20 protein-coding genes and 1 other annotated feature are annotated in these 20,394 nt (G+C 35.2%); of the genes, 15 read left to right on the forward strand and 5 right to left on the reverse strand.

The annotated features are described in order from the left end of the window. A complete protein-coding gene (locus GF867_RS03975) occupies positions 1 to 411 on the reverse strand; it encodes a NusG domain II-containing protein (RefSeq protein ID WP_153831816.1) in 411 nt (136 codons plus the stop codon). 153 nt (positions 412 to 564) lie between these two features. On the opposite strand from GF867_RS03975, the gene GF867_RS03980 reads away from it, so the two are divergent. The 4 genes from GF867_RS03980 (at position 565) to serS (ending at position 4,598) form a co-directional block, all read left to right on the forward strand. Beyond that, the gene (locus GF867_RS03980) at positions 565 to 1,173 is read left to right on the forward strand and encodes a 50S ribosomal protein L25 (protein ID WP_153831817.1); all 609 of its coding nucleotides are present in this window, start codon (positions 565 to 567) and stop codon (positions 1,171 to 1,173) included. Positions 1,174 to 1,290: 117 nt separating this feature from the next. Beyond that, positions 1,291 to 2,454, forward strand: coding sequence for a tRNA epoxyqueuosine(34) reductase QueG (queG, locus tag GF867_RS03985; RefSeq protein WP_153831818.1), 1,164 nt, complete (start codon positions 1,291 to 1,293; stop codon positions 2,452 to 2,454). A 26-nt stretch (positions 2,455 to 2,480) separates the two neighbouring features. Beyond that, on the forward strand, positions 2,481 to 3,008 hold the full coding sequence (trmL, locus tag GF867_RS03990) for a tRNA (uridine(34)/cytosine(34)/5-carboxymethylaminomethyluridine(34)-2'-O)-methyltransferase TrmL (protein WP_153831819.1): 528 nt from the start codon (positions 2,481 to 2,483) through the stop codon (positions 3,006 to 3,008). Between the two features lie 38 nt (positions 3,009 to 3,046). Continuing rightward, positions 3,047 to 3,260 (forward strand) — a binding site (T-box leader). 54 nt (positions 3,261 to 3,314) lie between these two features. After that, positions 3,315 to 4,598: a serine--tRNA ligase gene (gene serS, locus GF867_RS03995; RefSeq protein ID WP_153831820.1), complete on the forward strand. Its 1,284-nt coding sequence runs from the start codon at positions 3,315 to 3,317 to the stop codon at positions 4,596 to 4,598. Between the two features lie 43 nt (positions 4,599 to 4,641). On the opposite strand, the gene GF867_RS04000 is transcribed toward serS, so the two are convergent. Further along, the gene (locus GF867_RS04000; RefSeq protein ID WP_153831821.1) at positions 4,642 to 5,475 is read right to left on the reverse strand and encodes an undecaprenyl-diphosphate phosphatase; all 834 of its coding nucleotides are present in this window, start codon (positions 5,473 to 5,475) and stop codon (positions 4,642 to 4,644) included. 225 nt (positions 5,476 to 5,700) lie between these two features. Between GF867_RS04000 and GF867_RS04005 the strand changes: the two genes are divergently transcribed. Continuing rightward, complete coding sequence (locus tag GF867_RS04005) at positions 5,701 to 6,204, forward strand: PTS sugar transporter subunit IIA (protein ID WP_153831822.1); 504 nt, start codon at positions 5,701 to 5,703, stop codon at positions 6,202 to 6,204. Between the two features lie 58 nt (positions 6,205 to 6,262). Here GF867_RS04005 and GF867_RS04010 read toward each other — a convergent pair whose 3' ends face one another. Continuing rightward, positions 6,263 to 7,291: a lactonase family protein gene (locus tag GF867_RS04010; protein WP_153831823.1), complete on the reverse strand. Its 1,029-nt coding sequence runs from the start codon at positions 7,289 to 7,291 to the stop codon at positions 6,263 to 6,265. Between the two features lie 147 nt (positions 7,292 to 7,438). On the opposite strand from GF867_RS04010, the gene GF867_RS04015 reads away from it, so the two are divergent. The 3 genes from GF867_RS04015 to GF867_RS04025 all read left to right on the forward strand — a co-directional run bounded on the left by GF867_RS04015 (position 7,439) and on the right by GF867_RS04025 (position 11,023). Beyond that, the gene (locus tag GF867_RS04015; protein WP_172973952.1) at positions 7,439 to 8,659 is read left to right on the forward strand and encodes an AI-2E family transporter; all 1,221 of its coding nucleotides are present in this window, start codon (positions 7,439 to 7,441) and stop codon (positions 8,657 to 8,659) included. 43 nt (positions 8,660 to 8,702) lie between these two features. Continuing rightward, a complete protein-coding gene (locus GF867_RS04020) occupies positions 8,703 to 10,238 on the forward strand; it encodes a DUF5068 domain-containing protein (RefSeq protein ID WP_153831825.1) in 1,536 nt (511 codons plus the stop codon). 107 nt (positions 10,239 to 10,345) lie between these two features. Beyond that, entirely contained in the window at positions 10,346 to 11,023 is a 678-nt protein-coding gene (locus GF867_RS04025; protein WP_153831826.1) for a DUF554 domain-containing protein, read from the forward strand. Between the two features lie 47 nt (positions 11,024 to 11,070). Here the strand turns inward: GF867_RS04025 and GF867_RS04030 are convergent, their stop codons facing one another. Beyond that, positions 11,071 to 11,721: a type 1 glutamine amidotransferase gene (locus GF867_RS04030; RefSeq protein ID WP_153831827.1), complete on the reverse strand. Its 651-nt coding sequence runs from the start codon at positions 11,719 to 11,721 to the stop codon at positions 11,071 to 11,073. Positions 11,722 to 11,750: 29 nt separating this feature from the next. Further along, on the reverse strand, positions 11,751 to 13,085 hold the full coding sequence (locus tag GF867_RS04035; protein ID WP_153831828.1) for a Mur ligase family protein: 1,335 nt from the start codon (positions 13,083 to 13,085) through the stop codon (positions 11,751 to 11,753). 303 nt (positions 13,086 to 13,388) lie between these two features. On the opposite strand from GF867_RS04035, the gene GF867_RS04040 reads away from it, so the two are divergent. The 7 genes from GF867_RS04040 to GF867_RS04070 all read left to right on the forward strand — a co-directional run bounded on the left by GF867_RS04040 (position 13,389) and on the right by GF867_RS04070 (position 20,331). Beyond that, complete coding sequence (locus GF867_RS04040; RefSeq protein WP_153831829.1) at positions 13,389 to 13,970, forward strand: thymidine kinase; 582 nt, start codon at positions 13,389 to 13,391, stop codon at positions 13,968 to 13,970. Positions 13,971 to 13,996: 26 nt separating this feature from the next. Then, positions 13,997 to 15,076 carry a peptide chain release factor 1 gene (gene prfA, locus GF867_RS04045; RefSeq protein WP_153831830.1) on the forward strand — a complete coding sequence of 360 codons (1,080 nt, stop codon included), beginning with the start codon at positions 13,997 to 13,999 and terminating at the stop codon, positions 15,074 to 15,076. After that, positions 15,060 to 15,914 (forward strand): peptide chain release factor N(5)-glutamine methyltransferase, encoded by an 855-nt coding sequence (prmC, locus tag GF867_RS04050; RefSeq protein ID WP_153831831.1) that lies wholly within the window; start codon positions 15,060 to 15,062, stop codon positions 15,912 to 15,914. Before prfA ends, prmC begins: the two co-directional genes overlap by 17 nt. A 13-nt stretch (positions 15,915 to 15,927) precedes the next feature. After that, positions 15,928 to 16,983, forward strand: a complete 1,056-nt coding sequence (locus GF867_RS04055) for an L-threonylcarbamoyladenylate synthase (RefSeq protein WP_153831832.1) — start codon at positions 15,928 to 15,930, stop codon at positions 16,981 to 16,983. A 33-nt stretch (positions 16,984 to 17,016) separates the two neighbouring features. Beyond that, positions 17,017 to 18,240 carry a serine hydroxymethyltransferase gene (glyA, locus tag GF867_RS04060; protein WP_436718595.1) on the forward strand — a complete coding sequence of 408 codons (1,224 nt, stop codon included), beginning with the start codon at positions 17,017 to 17,019 and terminating at the stop codon, positions 18,238 to 18,240. A gap of 26 nt (positions 18,241 to 18,266) precedes the next feature. Beyond that, entirely contained in the window at positions 18,267 to 18,905 is a 639-nt protein-coding gene (gene upp, locus GF867_RS04065) for a uracil phosphoribosyltransferase (protein WP_153831834.1), read from the forward strand. Between the two features lie 127 nt (positions 18,906 to 19,032). Then, positions 19,033 to 20,331 (forward strand): hydroxymethylglutaryl-CoA reductase, degradative, encoded by a 1,299-nt coding sequence (locus GF867_RS04070; RefSeq protein WP_153831835.1) that lies wholly within the window; start codon positions 19,033 to 19,035, stop codon positions 20,329 to 20,331. Positions 20,332 to 20,394 lie beyond the last annotated feature (63 nt).

Here is a 20,394-nt window from a genome sequence, read left to right on the forward strand (position 1 = left end):
TCATAGGGGTAGAATCAACTCATCCTCACTCATGGTTCCAAGGATTTCAATAATAAAACCGTGAGGGAGACAAATTGCAGTTTGTCCTGGGCGGCTAATCCATCCTGTTTTAACGCCAACTTGATCAGGACTATTATCTTCTTTAATGCGTATTCGGTCGCCTTGCTTCTCGATTATATTATATTGACCTGGATTAGGATGGTATGTTTTTATTTCTTGCTCAGAACCTTCTTCTAAAATAAAACGGTCAACTTCTTGGCCGTTTATTTTTATAATTGCCACAATTTCTTGGTTTTCTGATTGATTTCCATAGACATAGGCAGTTACTAATGTTGGTGCAAAAGAAAGAAGTAAAGCAAGACCAATGATGACAAAATCAAAAGGTCGAAATTGTTTGAAAAATATTTTCATTTAATCACCTCTATTTTCAAAAGAATTACACTTAACTACTATTGTATTCCAAACACAGAGCCTTTTCTAGCTTTTGTATGTTTTTTTTGTTATCATTATTAGTGTGCAAAAATTATTATTAGGCATTAATAAGAAAAAAGGAGATAGATAATTATGGCAATTAAGGCAGATGTAAGAAAAAGTACTGGTACAAGTGCTTCTCGTAAAGCGCGTAAAGTAGGTTTAATTCCAGTTACCTTATATGGGAATGGTATTGAAACAGTTTCTTTAACTGTAGATCGTCGTGAGTTTGACGCTTTGTTGAAACGTGAGGGGGCAAACGCAGTCTTTGATCTTGAGTATGATGGCAATGTTCAAAAAGTTTGGATCAAGGATTTTGCTAAAGCATCATTACAAGATGAGTTTTATAGCTTAGACTTAGAGGCGATTTCTAAGGACCAAAAATTAACTGTTGATGTTCCTTTAGTACTTATCAATGAAGAAACATTAAAAGAGGGTATTGTTGAATTAATCGCTAATACCGTTCAAGTGGAAACAACACCGGATAATATTCCTTCCAATATTGAAATTGATGTTGAAGGATTAGTAATTGGTGATGTTAAAACAGTTGCTGATTTAAGTATTCCTGCAAACGTTGAAGTTTTAGATGATGGGGAACAAACAGTGGTAACAGTTTCAGCTCCAACAGAAGTTCCTGAAGAATCAGATGAAGAAGTAGCTGAGCCAGAAGTTATTGGTGAAGAGGAAACTCAAGAAGATTAATAGATGTTAAAAACACGTGCTAAATTTCAGCGCGTGTTTTTTTATGAGAAAATTATTGTATTAGGTTGACTTTATAGAATACACATACAATAATATAAAGTGAAAGGGGGGAGGATAATGAGTCAAACGCTAAAAGAAAAAATCAAATTAGCAGCTAAAGAAATCGGGATAGATAAAATAGGTTTTACGACAGCTGAACCTTTTGATCATTTAAAAGAATCATTAGAAGAACAACAAGCAGCTGGACATTCAACTGGCTTTGAACATAGAGTTTTAGAAGAAAGATTATTCCCAGAAAAGATATTTGATCGCCCTAAAAGCATCATTTCTATTGCATTGGCTTATCCAAGTAAGCTAAATAATCCTTTCCCACAAGATAAAGAAAACAGACGTGGATCTTTTGCAAGGGCATCATGGGGAATTGACTATCATGATATTCTTCGTGATCGAATGAATAAACTGATTGATTTTATTAAGGAAGAGGCATCAACTGCAACTTTTAAGCCTATGGTTGATACTGGTGAGCTAATAGACGTTGCGACAGCTGAACGAGCTGGTTTGGGCTTTATTGGGCGAAACGGCTTACTAATTACGAAAGAGTTTGGTTCGTATGTTTATCTAGGTGAAATTATCACTGACTTAGAGTTTGAACCTGATGAAAGAGTCCCGTTTGGTTGTGGTGACTGTATGCGATGCATTACAGCGTGTCCACCAAGTGCACTCTTAGGAGATGGCCGTATTAATGGACGTGTATGCCTTTCTTATCAGACTCAAACTAAGGGCTATATGGAAGAAAAATATAGACGACAAATCACTCATGTAATTTATGGGTGTGATATTTGTCAGTTGGTTTGTCCATATAATCAAGGTATCGATTCACATATTCATCCTGAAATGGAACCCACTCCGGAAGAGGTACAACCGGCTTTAAAACCTTTGTTGACCATTTCAAATAAGGATTTCAAAGAACAATTTGGACATATGGCTGGTTCTTGGCGAGGGAAAAAACCATTACAAAGAAATGCGATTATTGCTTTAGCGAACTATCGCGATCAAACTGCATTACCGCAACTTATTGAAGTGATGGAAGAAGATCCACGGCCAATGATTAGGGGAACTGCTGCATGGGCAATTGGCCAAATCCAACGTTATAAAAATGAAGCACTGATTGAATGTGTAGCTGATCAATTAGCTAAAGAAACAGATCCAGAAACGGTAGAAGAAATGACCAAAGCGCTAGAGACTCTTAGGGCCAAAAGGTTACCTCGTTCAATGCGTTAATAATATTAAAGAAACTAGGGAATAAATTGAAAAATCATATTGTATTATTTGAACCATTAATGCCTGCAAATACAGGTAATATAGCTAGAACTTGCGCTGGAACAAATACGGCTCTTCATTTGATTGAGCCTTTAGGTTTTAGCACAGATGATAAAATGTTAAAAAGAGCAGGCTTAGATTATTGGCATAACGTTGATATTACCTATCATAAAGATATGGCTGCTTTTTTAGAGTTTGTTGGCGAGCGTAGTTTATACTTAATCACTAAATTTGCTCCGAAAATTTATAGCGATGAAAATTTAGCTAGTAATGAAACTGGTGAACAGTTTTTCTTGTTCGGTAAAGAAACGACTGGATTACCTATTGAGTTAATGGAAGAATTAAAAGATGCTTGTTTACGTATACCGATGAATGATGAACATGTACGTTCTTTAAACTTATCAAATACGGCTAATATCATTATTTTTGAAGCGTTACGTCAACAGAATTTTGCTGGCTTGGAAACTACTCATCATTATGACGATACGGATAAGGCACAACAATTGAACTGGTAGTAAGCTTGACTTTTATTGTGTCTGAATTATAATTAAGTAAATATGTAACGAATAGTAATTATGGTGTTTGTTCAGAGAGACGGTGGTTGGTGAGAACCGTTCAAACTAAATAGTGAATCCACGTTATCAAGTAGCCTATGAAAACATTTGAGTAAGTAGTGCCGGTGTTCGCCGTTATCGATTTTGAGAGCATAACAAGTTTATTTGTTATGAACACGGGTGGTACCGCGAATTTAGACCTTCGTCCCAGATTTTGACGAGGGTCTTTTTGTGTATAAATGTATCATAAAATTAGGAGGGAATATTATGTTAGATCGTAAATTACTACGTGACCATTTTGAAGATTTGACGAGTTTGTTAATTAATCGAGGTATTACACTAGAGGTATTAAGTGAGTATCGTGATTTAGATGAAGAAAGATTAGCATTGTTGAACGAAGTTGAGCAACAAAAACAAACGCGTAATCAAGTAACACAAGAAATTGCTACTTTAAAACGTAACAAAGAAAATGCAGACGCTAAGATTTCTGAAATGCAAGAAATTGGTAAAGTAATTAAAGAAAATGATGAAAAGTTGAATAAATTAACTGGACGTATAGAGGAAATTGAGCATCGATTACCAAACATTCCTCATGAATCAGTGCCGGTTGGAGAAGATGAAGAAGATAGTGTGGAAATACGCAGATGGGGAACAAAGCCAGAATTTGATTTTGAACCGCTAAATCACTGGGATATTGCAGAAAAATTAGATATCTTAGATTTTGAACGTGGGGCAAAAGTTGCTGGAAGTCGTTTTGTTTATTATAAAGGTTTGGGGGCGCGTCTTGAAAGAGCCATCTATAACTTTATGTTAGATCAACATACAACTAATAATGGGTACACTGAAATGTTACCTCCTTATATCGTTAATGAACAAGCAATGTTTGGTACAGGACAGTATCCTAAATTTGTTGAAGATACATTCCAATTAAATGATGATCGTAATTTTACATTGATTCCAACCGCAGAAGTGCCGTTGACAAACTTTTATGCCAATGAAATCTTAGATGAGGAGCAATTACCGGTTAAATTTACAGCATTAGCGCCATCTTTTAGATCAGAAGCCGGAAGCGCTGGACGTGATACACGTGGATTAATTAGAATGCATCAATTTAATAAAGTTGAGCTCGTAAAATTTGCGCATCCAGAACATTCATATGAAGAGTTAGAATCAATGACGTCAGATGCAGAGGGAATCTTACAAGCCTTAAACTTACCATATAGAACAATTGTACTCTGCACAGGAGACATGGGTTTCTCAGCTGCCAAAACGTATGATATTGAAGTTTGGGTCCCAGCACAAGATACATTCCGTGAGATTAGTTCTTGTTCAAACTGTGAGGCATTCCAAGCAAGACGAGCTAAAATTAGATACCGTAATGCTGCTGGAAAAGTTGAAAATTTACATACTTTAAATGGGTCAGGATTAGCAGTAGGACGTACTGTTGTTGCAATATTAGAAAACTATCAACAAGCTGATGGAAGTGTAAAGATTCCAGAAGTATTAGTACCGTATATGGGTGGCGTAACTGAAATCGCATTGCCTAAATAATTCAAAAAAATCGTACTGCAATATATTTTGCAGTACGATTTTTTTAGTTAAATAGGAAATATAGAATAACTAACGAACCAAGTACGATTCTGTAGTAACCGAATACTTTAAAGTCGTTACGTCTAATATAATTTAACAAGAATTTAATTGCGATTAATGAGACGATAAATGCTACCAACATACCTGATAAAAGATAAATAAGTTCTGCTTGACTGAAATCAAAACCGAACTTCACTAGTTTAAGGAAACTAGCACCAAACATAACGGGAATACTCATGTAGAATGAAAATTCAGTTGCTACGTTTCGATCCATACCGATTAATAAACCACCAATAATCGTTGAACCAGAACGTGAAGTGCCTGGAATGATTGATAAAGCTTGAAATAGTCCTATTTTGAATGCGTGTAAGTAAGTTAAATCATCCATCGAATCAATTGTTAATGAATGCTTGCCTTGGTGTTTGTTTTCAATCCAAATAAAGACAAAACCATATACAATTAATGCAACTGATACTACCCAAGGATTATAGAAGTATTCATCCATATAGTCATTTAGAATTAATCCGAAAATTACAGCTGGAATACTTGCTACCACAACTTTAAACCAGATAATCCATGTTTGTTTCTGAGCTTCTTTAGTTTTTTTACCAGAGAAAGGATTTAGCTTCGTAAAGTAAATGACAATTACCGCAAAAATAGAACCAAGTTGCACAAGTACTAAGAACATTTCTATAAATTCTGGTCTTAAATTTAAACGAAGAAATTCATCGATTAAAATCATATGTCCAGTACTGCTGACTGGAAGCCATTCTGTTATACCTTGAACGATACTCAAAATAAATATTTTTATAAGTTCAATCACGTTAAAATTTTCCAAAAAAATTAAACCTCATTTCTTTTTGATTAAAAACATTATACACTAAATTGCCAAAAATAGAACCTTTCGGTAAAAAGAGCCACTAGTGATTAATATTTAAGGTTCTAAAAGTTTATAAAAAAAGATAATGATGATTTTTTCTAGAAAATAATAGCTTTTTCTACATGTTTTTACGTTATTCGTTTATAATAGTAGTGGAAGAACAAATGAGGAGGAGTGAAAAATATGTTTGGTTTATTTAAGAAGAAAGATAAAAAAGAAGAAGTAGTGAAAGATATTGCAATTTATGCAGTTGCTGACGGTGATTTAATTAGTATTGAGAATGTAAATGACTTAGTTTTTGCTCAAAAAATGATGGGAGACGGTTATGCAGTTGTTCCCAACAATGGAACAATTACATCACCAGTTGATGGTAAAGTAGGTACTGTTTTTCCTACGAAACATGCAATCGGATTTGATTCAAATGGGTTAGAAGTATTATTACACATGGGGATTGATACGGTGTCATTAGACGGTGGACCATTTGAGTCAGCGGTAAGCGAAAATAATCAAGTAACAGGACAAACAGTAGTTTCTAATGTTGATCTTAAAGGTTTAGAAGCAGCAGAAAAAGATAATGTCATGATTGTAATCTTTACTAATGGTGACGAAGTAATTGAGGCTATTAATATCACAGCTTCCGGACAAGTTAAGAGAGGCCAACAAATTGGTACTGTAACCTTAAAATAAATTTCAAAGAAATAGCGACCTCTCTTAGAGGTCGCTTAAATTATTTTTCTTAAGTTATTTATGTAGATGCGATACATACACATTCAGGTGCTTTTGTCTCATTATTTAAGAATTTTAATTCACCAGTTGCTGAATTACGTGAGAAGATAGAAATATAGTCACTGTCTTGGTGTGGAACTAAGACGAACTTCTCTGTACTATCTAAAATAAAATCACGTGGAATTTGACCAATTGTGTCAATTTCCTGAATTTTGGTTAATTCGCCGTTATCTTTATTAACAGAAAAGACAGTTATCACATTATGAAAACGACTTGAAGTGTAAAGGAAGGAAGCATCAGAGGTTAGTCTAATTGCTGCTCCAGCAGATTCTTCTACTTTTTCTTCAGGTATATTGATGACTGTTTGTTTAACAGATAAGCTACCATCGTTTTCAATGTTTAACACAGTTGTCGTACTATTTAATTCACCAATAACGTAAATAAGAGGTTTTGCAGGATGTAATACTAAATGACGCGGACCAGTTCCTGCTTCAAGTTTAAGCTCGCTGCTTACTGTAAGCTTACCTTGCTCATCTATTTGGTAGGTTGTAATAATATCTGTACCTAAATCACATACATATAGTTTTGTTTGTTCGTTATTCATGTCAGCAAAATGAACATGTGAAGATTTTTGGTTTTCATGAACGCTTGAACCTTCATGTTTAACACTTTGGATATGGTGCAATTGGTCTGCATCATCTAATTGATAGACATCAACAGCACCTTCATGGTAATTCGAAACATAGAGCGTTCGCGTTGTTTCTTTAAAACTTACATGACAACCTGGAACTTTACTTCCGAATGCACGGCTGATTTCTTTCCAATTACCTTCGATAAAGCGAAAAGCAACAATTCCACCTTTATCATCTTCTTTATGAATTGCGAATAAAAGAGACTTATCTTTAGAGAGTGCAACATATGTTGGACCATCCAATATAGCGATTAATTTCGAATCAGAAAAAATCTGTTTGTCAGGATTAAAGTAAATGCTAGAAATGCCTTTGTTTAATCTTTTGGTATAGCCACCTAGGATAAAGTTTTGAATCATTTAGAACTTCCTTTCTTACCACACAATATAAAAGAATTATACCACATAAAAATAAAATAATCTGTACAAGCCTTTAGGCTGATGTAGAGTAATTGACATTAAACTATGATAAAATTATTAAATAAAGCTAGTCAGGAGGTTTATTTTATGAGACGTAATGCGAATATGAATAGTACAATCCGTAATACTTGGTTTTTTCAACGCTTTTTAAATAACAAGGCTGTCATTAGTTTATTAATTATTTTGATAAGTTTGTTGATTATACAGGTTTTTACGAAAATTGCTTATCTATTTAGTCCGATTACTCAATTTGTTAATTTTATAGCATTTCCAATCATTGCGACAGTAATACTATATTATTTAGTTGCTCCAGTTATTAATAAATTGGATCAAAGAGGAATTAATAAAAGTATTTCAATCATCGGTTTGTTTATTGTAATTGTTTTGTTGATTATTTGGGGGGTATCTTATTTAGTCCCTATTATTCAAAATCAAACTCGTTCATTTATGGATAACTTACCAGTTTATATGGAAACACTTGAACAAATGGTTATTGACTCACCTTTTATTCCAAATACAGAAGAACTTTTTCCGAATATAAGCAGCTATTTGGAAGATTTTAATTTAAGCATGATTACGGAACAAATAAATCCAATCATTACTTCAACATTTGGAAGTTTGAGCAATGTTATTGGGACAATTACCCAATTAGCGACTGGATTGGTAATGATTCCGATTTTATTGTATTATATTTTAGTTGATGGAGAAAAAATCCCCAATACAATCTTATATTACATACCAACTAAGTATCGTGTTAGTGCTCGCCGTATCTTGTATCGTGGGAACTATCAAGTTTCACAGTATATTAGAGGTCAAATTTTAGTAGCAACTATTGTTGGTATTATGTTTGGTATAGGCTATACTTTTATTGGCTTAGACTACGGTGTAACTTTAGCGGTGATCTCAGCTCTGCTAAATGTAATCCCATATTTGGGTTCTTTCATTGCTGTCGTACCAGCTTTGATTATAGGATTGTTAACATCGCCTTTGATGTTCGTAAAAGTAATCATTGTTTTAGTAATTGAACAGACAATTGAAGGTCGAATTGTTTCGCCTCAAATTTTAGGAAACAGTATGAAAATTCACCCAGTCACCATTCTATTGATTTTAGTAGGAGCAGGCCATATCTTCGGATTAACTGGTGTTATCCTAGGGGTTCCCGGTTATGCTGTAATTAAAGTGATTGTATCTGAGTTATACGATGTATTTCGTGAACAATCAGGACTTTATGAAGAAGAACATCCAATTTCTAGCTTAGATATGGAAGAAACTGATCCTGAAGAAGATGACTTAGAATCGGTTGAATAGAGGTAACAATATAATTTAAAATGACTAAGAAAGTTGGACAAAAATGGTAAAGCAACACAATTCCATAAAAAATAAAGGTTTAAAAAAAGGGCTAGGTTTAATGTTTGCTTCGATTTGTTTAATTGGATGTGATTCAATTTCAACGGGGTATGACGATTTTATCGAGAATAGTGCAAATGAAATAGATAATTCTAGCCAATTGACCTCTGTACAAGCCGATACTTCTGATGAAGGGTCTGTAATGGAATCATCCACAGATGATTTTATTGATACACGACTTGTTCCAGAGCAAAGTATGGTTGAAAATGCATTGTTAGCTAAGGAAGAAATTACAATTGATGAACAAGTTTTTTCTCTAAGTCAGAACTTTATTCAAAAACAACAAGCTTTTGAAGTATCCGTTGATTCAATAAAGATGTTTGAGGTCGAAGAGTTTGATGAATCTTTAGCTAGCGAATTTAATTTTTCGACAGGTAAAGGTTCAATTGTTTTGCTACATGCGACGATCACTAATACATCTGATGAAACTTTTTATTTTCCAATTGAGGAACTTAGGTTGTCTTACCCAGGAGCGATTATCCAAAATTATCCAAGTGCTCAGCTTTATCCGATGGAAAGTGGGAATTTAGCACAAATTCTGCTTGCGAATTCGGGTGAAATGGCACCTCAAACTGCGGTAGAGGGATACTTAGTTTATGGTATCGGTCGTGAGGAAACAGAAGAGATTTTAGACTTAGGGAGTTTTTATTTAACAGTCGTACCGCCACGACAAAGTTTAAATGAAATTGTTGGATTGGGTTCTAATCCATTAGGAGACGAACTACCACTTCATTTACCGATTAATGATGAGAATGGCCAACAATTATTATTAAATACCACGTATATTCAAGATCGTTTAACAACTGAGTGGTGGGGAAACAAAGAGATTATTGCTTCTGAGGATTTAAATGCAAGTATTTCGACTGATGATGATGTGAAAATTACTTTATTAAGGGCAGAAGTGTCTGATTTCACACCACATAAAAGCTATGAAGATGCTTTTCAATACTTTAATTATGGACAAGTAATCGTTTCTATCGAATATGAAGTAACAAATAATTCTAAAAATGATTTATTACCTATTGACGGTAGAGCTAGCTTAGTAATAAATGGTGACGAGATTTCTGATGATTACGTATTAATAAATGAAATGTATGGTAAAACACTTAAACCAGGTGATTCCTATAAAGTAGTTAAAACCTTTGCTTTGGACAAAATGACTTATGCAGATTATTGGCAAGGCGAAGATGTTTATATCAGTATTAATGTACCAACAGTTGAGGATTCAACTGGTGAATCCTCAAAGACTTCAGAGACATTATCTGACGAAGAGTCAGTGAGTGAAGATTTATTGGCTGAGGAAGTGTTAGAAGAAAGCAAGATTGAATACTATGCTGATTTTGTCTGGAGTCCAAGTTATCAATTTTTTGTTGATGAAGCGTTTGAGTTAATACCTTGGAGTGAGAGAGAAAACATACAAGAATCTGAATTTGATGAAGATGAAGAAATTGATATTGATGAAAACTCTGACGAAGAATAATAAAAAACGAATATAAACATTTAAATACTGAGAATCAGAGAATATAATCTGGTCTTCAGTATTTTCTTGTTGTATAGTGAGAAGTATTAAAGATTAGGAGGCGTTAAATGGGAGCGATTGTAAATGCAGTAGCAATTATTATTTGTGGAAGTTTAGGAATTCTTTTTAAAGCAGGAATACCCGAAAGGTTTCATGAGAGATTAATGCAAGGAGTAGCTTTGTGTGTCATTACTTTAGGTATTAATGGAGCGATTCAAGGTAAAGAAACGATTATTATGATTTTATCTATCGTGGTTGGGATTCTAATCGGTGAAGGTATTGATTTCGATTACCATTTAACGAAAGGTGTTCAAAAGCTTGAAGAAAAGGTACAACATCTATCTAACTTTAAAGACTTAGGACAAGGATTTATTAGTGCGTCATTGATTTTCTGTGTAGGTTCAATGGCAATTCTAGGTTCATTAGAAAGTGGTTTAACAGGTGATAATACAACTCTTTATACGAAAAGTATCCTTGATGGTATCACCTCAATATTGCTTGGATCATCGTTAGGAGCAGGTGTGTTACTCTCAAGTATTCCAGTATTACTGATACAAGGTTCATTAACTTTATTTGCATTTGTTTTAGAACCTTTACTGCCGGTGGAAGTGATTACGGAAGTTATTTGTGTGGGTTCTATATTACTAATTGGCTTAGGCTTAAATATGATAGGTTTAACAAAATTAAAGATATTAAATTTTACGCCAGCAATTTTTTTACCAATATTATTTATGTTATTCATATAAAAAGCAGTAGAAATCCATTTGCGATTTCTACTGCTTTTTATAATGACTTAGTTTAATTGTTTAATCGTTAAATCAATCAAATGCTCAGCTAACCATTTATTACGAACTAATAGAGGACCGTGAAAATAAGAACAAAAGACATTTTTATAATGTAAACCTTCAGTTTGATCCTGGCCATTGTTTCCGTTACCTTTGATTACTTTTCCTAATGGTTGTAAGTCACCGGCTAAATGAGTTACGCCATTGTGATTTTCAAAACCTACATAGGTTTGGTTATTGATTTCATCATAGATTTCAATGTCACCGATGAAGCGTGAATTAATTTGGCGTTCTGTATAGAGAGGTAAAATTCCTAAAGCATTAATTTTTTCGCCCTTTGCTGTAACATAATATTCGCCAAGTAGCTGATAGCCACCACAAATGGCAAGCATTACACCATTATTCTCAATGTAAGATTGCAACTCATTTTTTAATCTTTGGCTATTTTTTGCAATAATTTTTTGTTCAAAATCTTGGCCACCACCAAAGAATACAATGTCATAATCAGCAGCGTTAAAATCATCGTCTAAACTTACAATCTTTGTATCAACTTGATAGCCTTTCTTTTTGGCGTAGTATTGAATCATTAGTAGATTACCATTATCGCCATAGGTGTTTAATAAGTTTCCGTATAGATGACATATTCTGATTGTTTTCATTGTAACTCCCCGCTTTTACTTGATAGATTTTATAAATGGTTTTTCTCTTGTAGAATCTTACGTAATTCCAGCATTGCTGTATAGGTTGCTAGGATATGTACGTGTTCTTCAGAAGAATTTTCAATCGCTTCGATGATGTCGTTCATTGAATTTAATTGAGTGATCGATTCTTCTGGAATACCTGCGACTGTTAAGCGTAATTTCATTTCATCGGCTTTCATCCCGCCAACGACTGTTTCTTTAATAGGGAAATTAACCATTTGCTCATAATGACCATCCCAAATCCAACTAACATCCGTACCGTCAGCATATTGATTGTTTAGTATTGATACTAGCATAAATGGATTCTTTTCAAGACCAACTAATTCAATTACTTGGTTAAGACCAACTGGATTTTTTACTAAGTTTAGAAGCACTTTTTTGCCATTAATATTGATGATTTCTTGTCTCCCAAATACGCGTTCGGCTTGTTTAAAACCTTCACGAATATCATTTGGTTCAACGCCTAAAAAGCGTGCCACGCTATAAGCAGCGAGAGCATTGTAAATATTATATAAACCAGCAACTGGAATCGTAAAAGAATGACCATCAATTTCAAAAGTAGAATGTGTCAAAGTTAATTCTTCAACTTTATTTATTGAATAGTCTAGATTAGGGCGTTTGAAGTCACAATGTTTACAATAATATTTACCTAAATTAGCATAGGTTAGATTATGATAACTTAGAACATTATTACAATGAGGGCATAAGATACCGTCAGTATTATAATGTGGTTCAACATCATGGTCCACCTTATGGTCGAAACCAAAATATTCTCGTGGATTAGGTAACTCCATTGAATTAAATAAAGGTGAATCTGCATTAGCCAGCACAGTAGCATTTGGAACGGCTTTAGCGGCATCAGCCATTAATTCATAAATAGAATAAATTTCTCCATAGCGGTCCATTTGATCTCTAAAAACATTTGTATGAACAAATAGTTCCGGTTTTAATGCATTGACGACATGTTTTAATGAACCTTCATCTACTTCAAGTACAGCAATTCCTTGTTCTCCATCTTTAAGTTTAGGAGCAGTAAGAAAAGTACTGACAATTCCTTGTTGCATATTTGACCCCGTAGGATTAGTTAAAACTTGAGGGTACTTTTGCTTTAGAGCTTGAACTGTAAGAGCAGTCGTAAGTGTTTTTCCATTGGTTCCTGTAATTACGACTACTTTATAATTTTTAGTTAACGCCTCTAGAACGTTAGGATCGATTGTTGTTGCAATTTTACCAGGTAAACTACTTCCTCCGCGGGTAAAGGTAGTTAATCCCCATAGGGCAAATCGTCCCGCATTAATTGCAAAATTACTTCTAAGTGTCATTGGCTATTACTCCTTATCATGTCATCTTTTGGATGCACGTCATATTTAAAACGTGACTGAGTCGACGTTTAATTAACATTAGTATTTTAGCAAGCAATCCACTGAATTGAAAGTGTAAGTGATAAATATCGATTAAATTGTAATGAAAATTTACATATTTTGTGAGGAGTAAACGGGTCTTTCCTTATAGAAAATGTATAAAAAAGTGTTTGTTTAATTGACTAAAGGAGGTAATTATTCTATTATGGATAGTTGAGTAAGTCTACTAGATGAAGTAATTTAGAGTGAGGAGCGCGAAGGTTTATGGCACAATTTTATTTTAAGTATGGTGCAATGAATAGTGGGAAATCGATTGAGATTTTAAAAGTTGCCCATAATTATGAGGAACAAAATAAGGCAGTACAGATTTTTACGAGTGCGGTAGATGTGCGTTCTGGCTTGGGTAAGGTAGCAAGTCGTATTGGTTTCGAAAGAGATGCGATTGCTATTACGGATGATATGGATTTATTTGAAACAATTCAAAGTATTGAGACAAAGTTGTATTGTATTCTGATTGATGAAGCACAATTTTTAACGAAAGAACACATCCTTCAACTGGCGAGAGTGGTTGATGAATTAGATATTCCAGTTATGGCTTTTGGTTTGAAAAATGACTTTGTTAATAATTTATTCGAAGGGTCGAAATACTTATTATTGTATGCAGACAAAATAGAAGAAATTAAAACTATTTGCTGGTTCTGCCATAAGAAAGCTATAATGAACTTGCGTTTTTCTGATGGTAAACCTGTTTATGAAGGCGAACAAATTCAAATCGGTGGGAATGAATCCTATTTACCGGTTTGTCGTAAATGTTATAAAAATCCAACACGTATGGATGAAAAGTAGTAGAATTACACAAGAGGAGTGAAGAAATGTTTGAACAATTAGACACGTTAATCTTTAGATTTGATGAAATACATGAATTGTTAAGTGATCCGGCCGTAATTTCGGATACGAATCGTTTAAGAGAGTTAACGATTGAAGAAGCGGATTTAAGACCAAAAGTTGAGAAAATTAAACAGTATAAAGAAGTTATTCAAGGTATTGAAGACACTGAAGAGATGTTAAGTGAAGGTCTAGATAGCGAAATGGCAGAATTAGCTAAAGCAGAGCTATCTGATTTGAAAGACCAAAAAGTGGAACTTGAAGAAGCAATTAAAGTGATGATGTTACCTGAGGATCCTAATGATGGAAAGAACATTATCATGGAGATTCGTGGTGCTGCTGGGGGAGACGAAGCGCAACTATTTGCTGGTGACTTATTAAATATGTATACACACTATGCGGATGGTCAAGGTTGGAAGGTTGAAGTTTTGGATGCCAATATTACTGGAATTGGTGGTTACAAAGAAGTAACACTTATGATTACCGGCAATAAAGTGTATTCTAAATTGAAGTTTGAGAATGGTGCTCACCGTGTTCAAAGAGTTCCAGAAACGGAATCGCAAGGACGTGTTCATACTTCTACAGCAACGGTTGTGGTTATGCCTGAAGCTGAAGAAATCGACTTTGATCTTGATGATAACGACATTCGTGTAGATATTTATCACGCAAGTGGTGCTGGTGGTCAGCACGTTAACAAAACAGCTTCAGCTGTACGTTTAACACACATACCTACTAATACGGTTGTTGCAATGCAAGATGAGCGTTCGCAATTAAAAAACCGTGAAAAAGCGATGAAAGTGTTACGTGCGCGTGTATTTGATAAAGTACAATCTGAAGCACAAGCCGAATTCGATGCAAGTAGAAAATTAGCGGTTGGTACTGGTGACCGTTCTGAACGCATTAGAACGTATAACTTCCCACAAAATAGAGTAACAGACCACCGTATTGGTTTAACAATTCAACAATTGGATACGATTTTAAGCGGTAAATTAGATGAAATTGTTGATGCGTTAGTTTTATACGACCAAACTCAAAAGCTGGAGGAACTAAATGGACCTCAAGTCTAGCAAGCATCTGGTTGAAGCTCAAAATAGAGCTTCAATTTTTTTGGACGAAAATGGTTTAGATGGTACGTTAGCAAGACAATATTGGTTAATGTTATTTGATTGGACTTTAACAGAGTATGTTCAACAGTTGCAAAAGCCAGTAGCAATAGATTTATTAGAACAATATGAAGTGGCTTTAAAACGTTTAGTTAAACATGAACCCATTCAATATATAGTGGGGTACGCTGATTTTATGAATGAGCGATTTAAAGTTACGCCAGATACTCTAATCCCACGAGAAGACACAGCTGGATTGATTGAACTAGCAATGAACTTCCTTCAAAACAATCCCACTTCTAGGGTCTTAGATATTGGGACTGGTACGGGGATTATTCCGATTAAACTGGCGAAAACTTTTCCTACAGCAGATATTTCAGCCTGTGATTTAAGTGAGGCTGCCTTAAAAGTTGCGATTGAGAACGCTGAATCACATAATGTTGAGATATATTTTGTCAAAAGTGATTTGTTTAATCAGCTAGATTCGGAGGCTCCTTTCGATGTCATCATCTCAAATCCGCCATATATTTCTGAGAACGAAATTAGTTTAATGGATGAAAGTGTTAAGAAATTTGAACCTACATTGGCTTTGTTTGCCGAAGACGAAGGTTTAGCGATTTATCAACGCATAGCCTTGGAAGCCCATAATTACTTAAACCCTAATGGATTAATTTTATTAGAAATTGGATTTCAACAAGGAGAGGCTGTTAAAGCGATTTTTCAGTCTGAGTATCCTAATGCAGAAATATTGATAGAAAAAGATTTAAATTCATTAGATCGCTATGTTAAAATTCAACTGTGAAAGGAGTGAGCGAATGACAGATTTAAATGTTGAGGACCTAAATAAAGCAGTCAATACTCAAGTGTTTGATTATTCAACACTGAAAGATGCGGCAGCGTTATTAAAACAGGGTAAATTGGTCGCTTTTCCAACTGAAACGGTTTATGGCTTAGGTGCGATTGCGAATAATGAAACAGCAGTTAGAGGTGTCTTTCAAGCTAAAGGTCGCCCGGAAGACAATCCTTTAATTGTTCACGTAAGTGATATTAGTCAAGTTCATGATACGGTTGCTAACGTCAGTCCTTTAGCGCAAAGATTAATGGAAACATTCTGGCCAGGACCTTTAACGATCATATTTCCGCTGAAAGAAGGTGTTTTTGCACCCAATGTCACTCCTGGTAAAAAGTCGGTTGCTGTTAGGATGCCACGTCAAATGGAAACGTTACTCTTAATTGAGATGGTTGGTTTTCCCTTGGTAGGTCCTAGTGCAAATTTATCAGGTAAACCGAGCCCAACCGCAGTGGAACATGTGTTAAATGATTTTTCAGGTACTATCTCAGGAGTAATAAAGGCTCAGTCCCCAATTTCTGAAATTGGCGTCGAATCAACAGTAGTCTTAGCAGATGATGAACAGATTGTTATTCTGCGACCCGGCGCAATTACGCAAAATATGCTTAAAAAAATAGCACCAGTCGTTGAGATGACGGCTAGTCAGCAATTAGCGAATAAGGATGTCCAGTCCCCAGGTGTGAAATATTTACACTACAGTCCGGAACAACCTGTTTATTTAATTCCGATTGAATATACCGTTTCCGACTGGTTAAAAGAAATGGATAAACAAGATCGAAAAATAGGAGTTTTAGCGGATGAAAAACTACTTAAAGCGCTCGAAGCAAATAAAAGTTTTTATAGTTCGTATTCTTTAGGGAGCGAAGGAGATGTAGCTTCTGCAACGCGTCAGCTCTATGCTGGCTTACGTTATCTAGAACAATCTAGTTGCGAGATAATCTTCGCTCAGGCACTCTTAGATGATGATGCGGGGCATGCTTATATGAATCGTCTCACTAAAGCTTCAAATTATGTGCTATAATAATTAAAATTTGATAAGGGGGCAATGACTTACATGCCAATTGAGAAGGATTTTATTTTTGATATTATTCGTAAAGAAGAAACAAGACAATTAGAAGGTATCGAATTAATCGCGTCAGAGAACTTTGTTTCACCAGCTGTTTTAGAAGCACAGGGTAGTATTTTAACGAATAAATATGCTGAGGGTTATCCAGGTAGAAGATATTATGGTGGCTGTGAATTTGTTGACGTTATTGAGCAAGAAGCAATTGATCGTGCTAAAAAATTATTTGGCGCAGAATTTGCTAACGTTCAACCACATTCTGGCTCTTCTGCAAACTTTGCAGTGTACCGAGCGTTTTTAGAAGTGGGCGACCGTGTTCTTGGGATGGATCTTTCTCAAGGAGGACACTTAACCCATGGTTCGCCAGTGAACTTTAGTGGACAATCTTATGAAATGTATAGTTATGGTTTAGATCCAGAAACAGAACAAATTAATTATGATGAATTGGAAAGAATTGCCATTGAATGTCAACCAAAGATGTTAATTGCTGGAGCAAGTGCTTATTCTCGTTCAATTGACTTTAAACGAATGGGTGAAATTGCTAAAAAAGTAAATGCTATTTATTTCGTCGATATGGCGCATATTGCTGGTTTAGTTGCAGCAGGATTGCATCAAAATCCAGTGGAATTTGCTGATGTAGTTACAACGACAACGCACAAGACTTTACGTGGACCTCGTGGAGGTATCATTTTAGCAAAGCAAAAACATGCTAAGAAAATTAATAGTGCTGTATTCCCAGGGATTCAAGGTGGTCCTTTGGAGCACGTCATTGCAGCAAAAGCAGTTGCCTTTGGAGAAGCATTAGAATCTAACTTTAAAGTCTATGCGGAACAAATTATTAAGAATGCTCAGGCAATGGTGGAAGTTTTCTTGGAAAGTCCATTGAAAGTTATCTCAGGTGGTACGGATAATCATTTGTTTTTATTAGATGTAACGCCACTCGGAATTACAGGTAAATGGGCTCAAGAACGTTTGGATCAAGTAAGTATTACAGTGAACAAAAATTCAATCCCTAACGATACGCATTCGTTTGTTGAAACAAGTGGGATTAGAATTGGAACGCCTGCGATTACAACCCGCGGATTAAAAGAAGATGATGCAAAAATTATTGCAGAATTAATATTAGAAGCCTTGCAAGCAGATGAAACTGACTTGCCTTCTATTCAGGAAAGAGTTCAGCAATTAGTAGCTGACAAACCTTTATACAATCAATAAAAGAACACTTTAGGAGGAATATTATAATGGCAAATTTTACGGTGGTTAACCATCCATTAATTCAACATAAACTAACAATTATTCGAGACAAGAACACTTCAACGAAAGCTTTCCGCGAGGTAACGAATGAAATCGGAATGTTAATGGCCTATGAGATTACGCGTGATCTTCCTTTAGAAGATGTTGTGATTGAAACACCTTTAGTTGAAACAACTCAAAAACAATTAGCAGGTAAAAAATTAGCAATCGTACCAATTTTACGTGCTGGTTTAGGTATGGTAGACGGAATGGTAGATTTAATTCCTTCAGCGCGTGTAGGCCATATCGGTTTATACCGTGAACATGACACGTTAGACATTGTGGAATATTTTGTTAAACTACCTCAAGATATTACTGAGCGTCGTATCTTTGTGGTCGACCCAATGTTAGCAACTGGTGGTTCTGCAATCGCTGCTTTAGATCAATTGACTAATAAATACAACTGTAAACCAGAGAATATTACATTTGTATGTTTAGTGGCTGCTCCAGAAGGAATTAAAGCTTTACAAGCAGCACACCCAGGTGTAGCAATCTTTACAGCAGCCTTAGATGATCGTTTAAATGAAAATGGTTATATCTTACCTGGTTTAGGAGATGCTGGCGACAGAATTTTCGGAACAAAATAATTATTTATAAGTGAACACACTGTGCAAAAAAACACAGTTGTGTTCGCTTTTTCTATATTTTGTGGCATAATATATATGTGAATTTGTTTATAGTCAGAAATATAGTAGATGGAATAGGAGGCTTTGAATGAATCAAATATTCAATGGTTTTTATAAAAAGACACCAAAAGAAAGATTAGAGATACTCCATAAATTAGGGTGGTCTAAAATTCGTCTTGATTTGTCTGATGAGACTGGCTTAGAGGAAGTTCAGTCAATCGACGATATTCAATTGCCAAATTTGGTAGCTGACCAAATGATTGAAAATTATGTGTTTAATTATCAACTACCCTTAGGAGTAGCGGTTAATTTCATCGTGAATGATATACCTTATTCGGTTCCAATGGTTGTTGAAGAACCGAGTGTTATTGCGGCGGCAAGTAATGGAGCGAAAAAGGTTGGGAATATTAAAGCTAAAATGCTCAAACGCGAAACAATTGGTCAAATAATATTACCAACCGTTGAAAAGCCAATGTTAATTCAAGAAATTATAAACTCGAATGAACAAGAATTGATGAAAATTGCCAAAGCCGCCAGTGAGAATATGGTTAAAAGGGGTGGTGGTCCACGTAAAATTTGGACACAAACCTTCGAAGGTGACAGTGGTGCCTTTGTCACAACTTATATTTCGTTTGATCCATGTGAAGCTATGGGAGCTAATGCTCTAAATACTGTACTGGAGAATGTTGCACCACGAATTGCCACGTTAACGGAACACGAGCCATTAATGAGTATTCTTTCAAATTATGCTACTGAAGCAATTGTAACAGCTCGTTGTGAAATACCGATTATTAGTTTAGATAAGGATGCTATGTTAGCGGAAGAAATAGCACACAATATTGCTCTAGCGAGTGAATATGCACAAATTGATCCTTATCGTGCCACTACACATAACAAAGGGATTATGAATGGCATTGATGCAGTGTTAATTGCAACTGGGAATGATTGGCGTGCCGTTGAGGCGGGGGTTCACGCTTATGCCTCTCGTTCAGGTGTTTATCGTGGCTTGTCCAAATGGAAGATTGACCATTCAACAAATGAGCTTGTTGGCGAAATTGAATTACCCTTACAATTAGCGACAGTAGGTGGAACGATATCTGTTCATCCTACAGCCCAATGGGCTTTAGATTTATTACATCAACCTACTGCGAATGAGTTAGCTGAAATTGTCGCTTCGGTAGGTCTGGCACAAAATTTTGCTGCGATTCGTGCATTAGTGACAGAAGGCATTCAAAAAGGTCATATGGCTTTACAAGCACGGAGTTTAGCTTTACAAATAGGCGCTGATTTAACAGAGGTCGATGAAGTTGTAAAAAAACTACGTGAATCCGGCATAATGAATAGTACTAAAGCGAAAGAAATACTGAGTCTTTTGAGGGGAAAATAGTTTTATTAGGCATTAAACTTTTATTAAGATATAATAAAATGACAGTTTTTACTTATTTTTTTC

Origin of the sequence: Fundicoccus ignavus (assembly GCF_009659375.1) — a bacterium.
GTDB lineage: Bacteria > Bacillota > Bacilli > Lactobacillales > Aerococcaceae > Fundicoccus > Fundicoccus ignavus.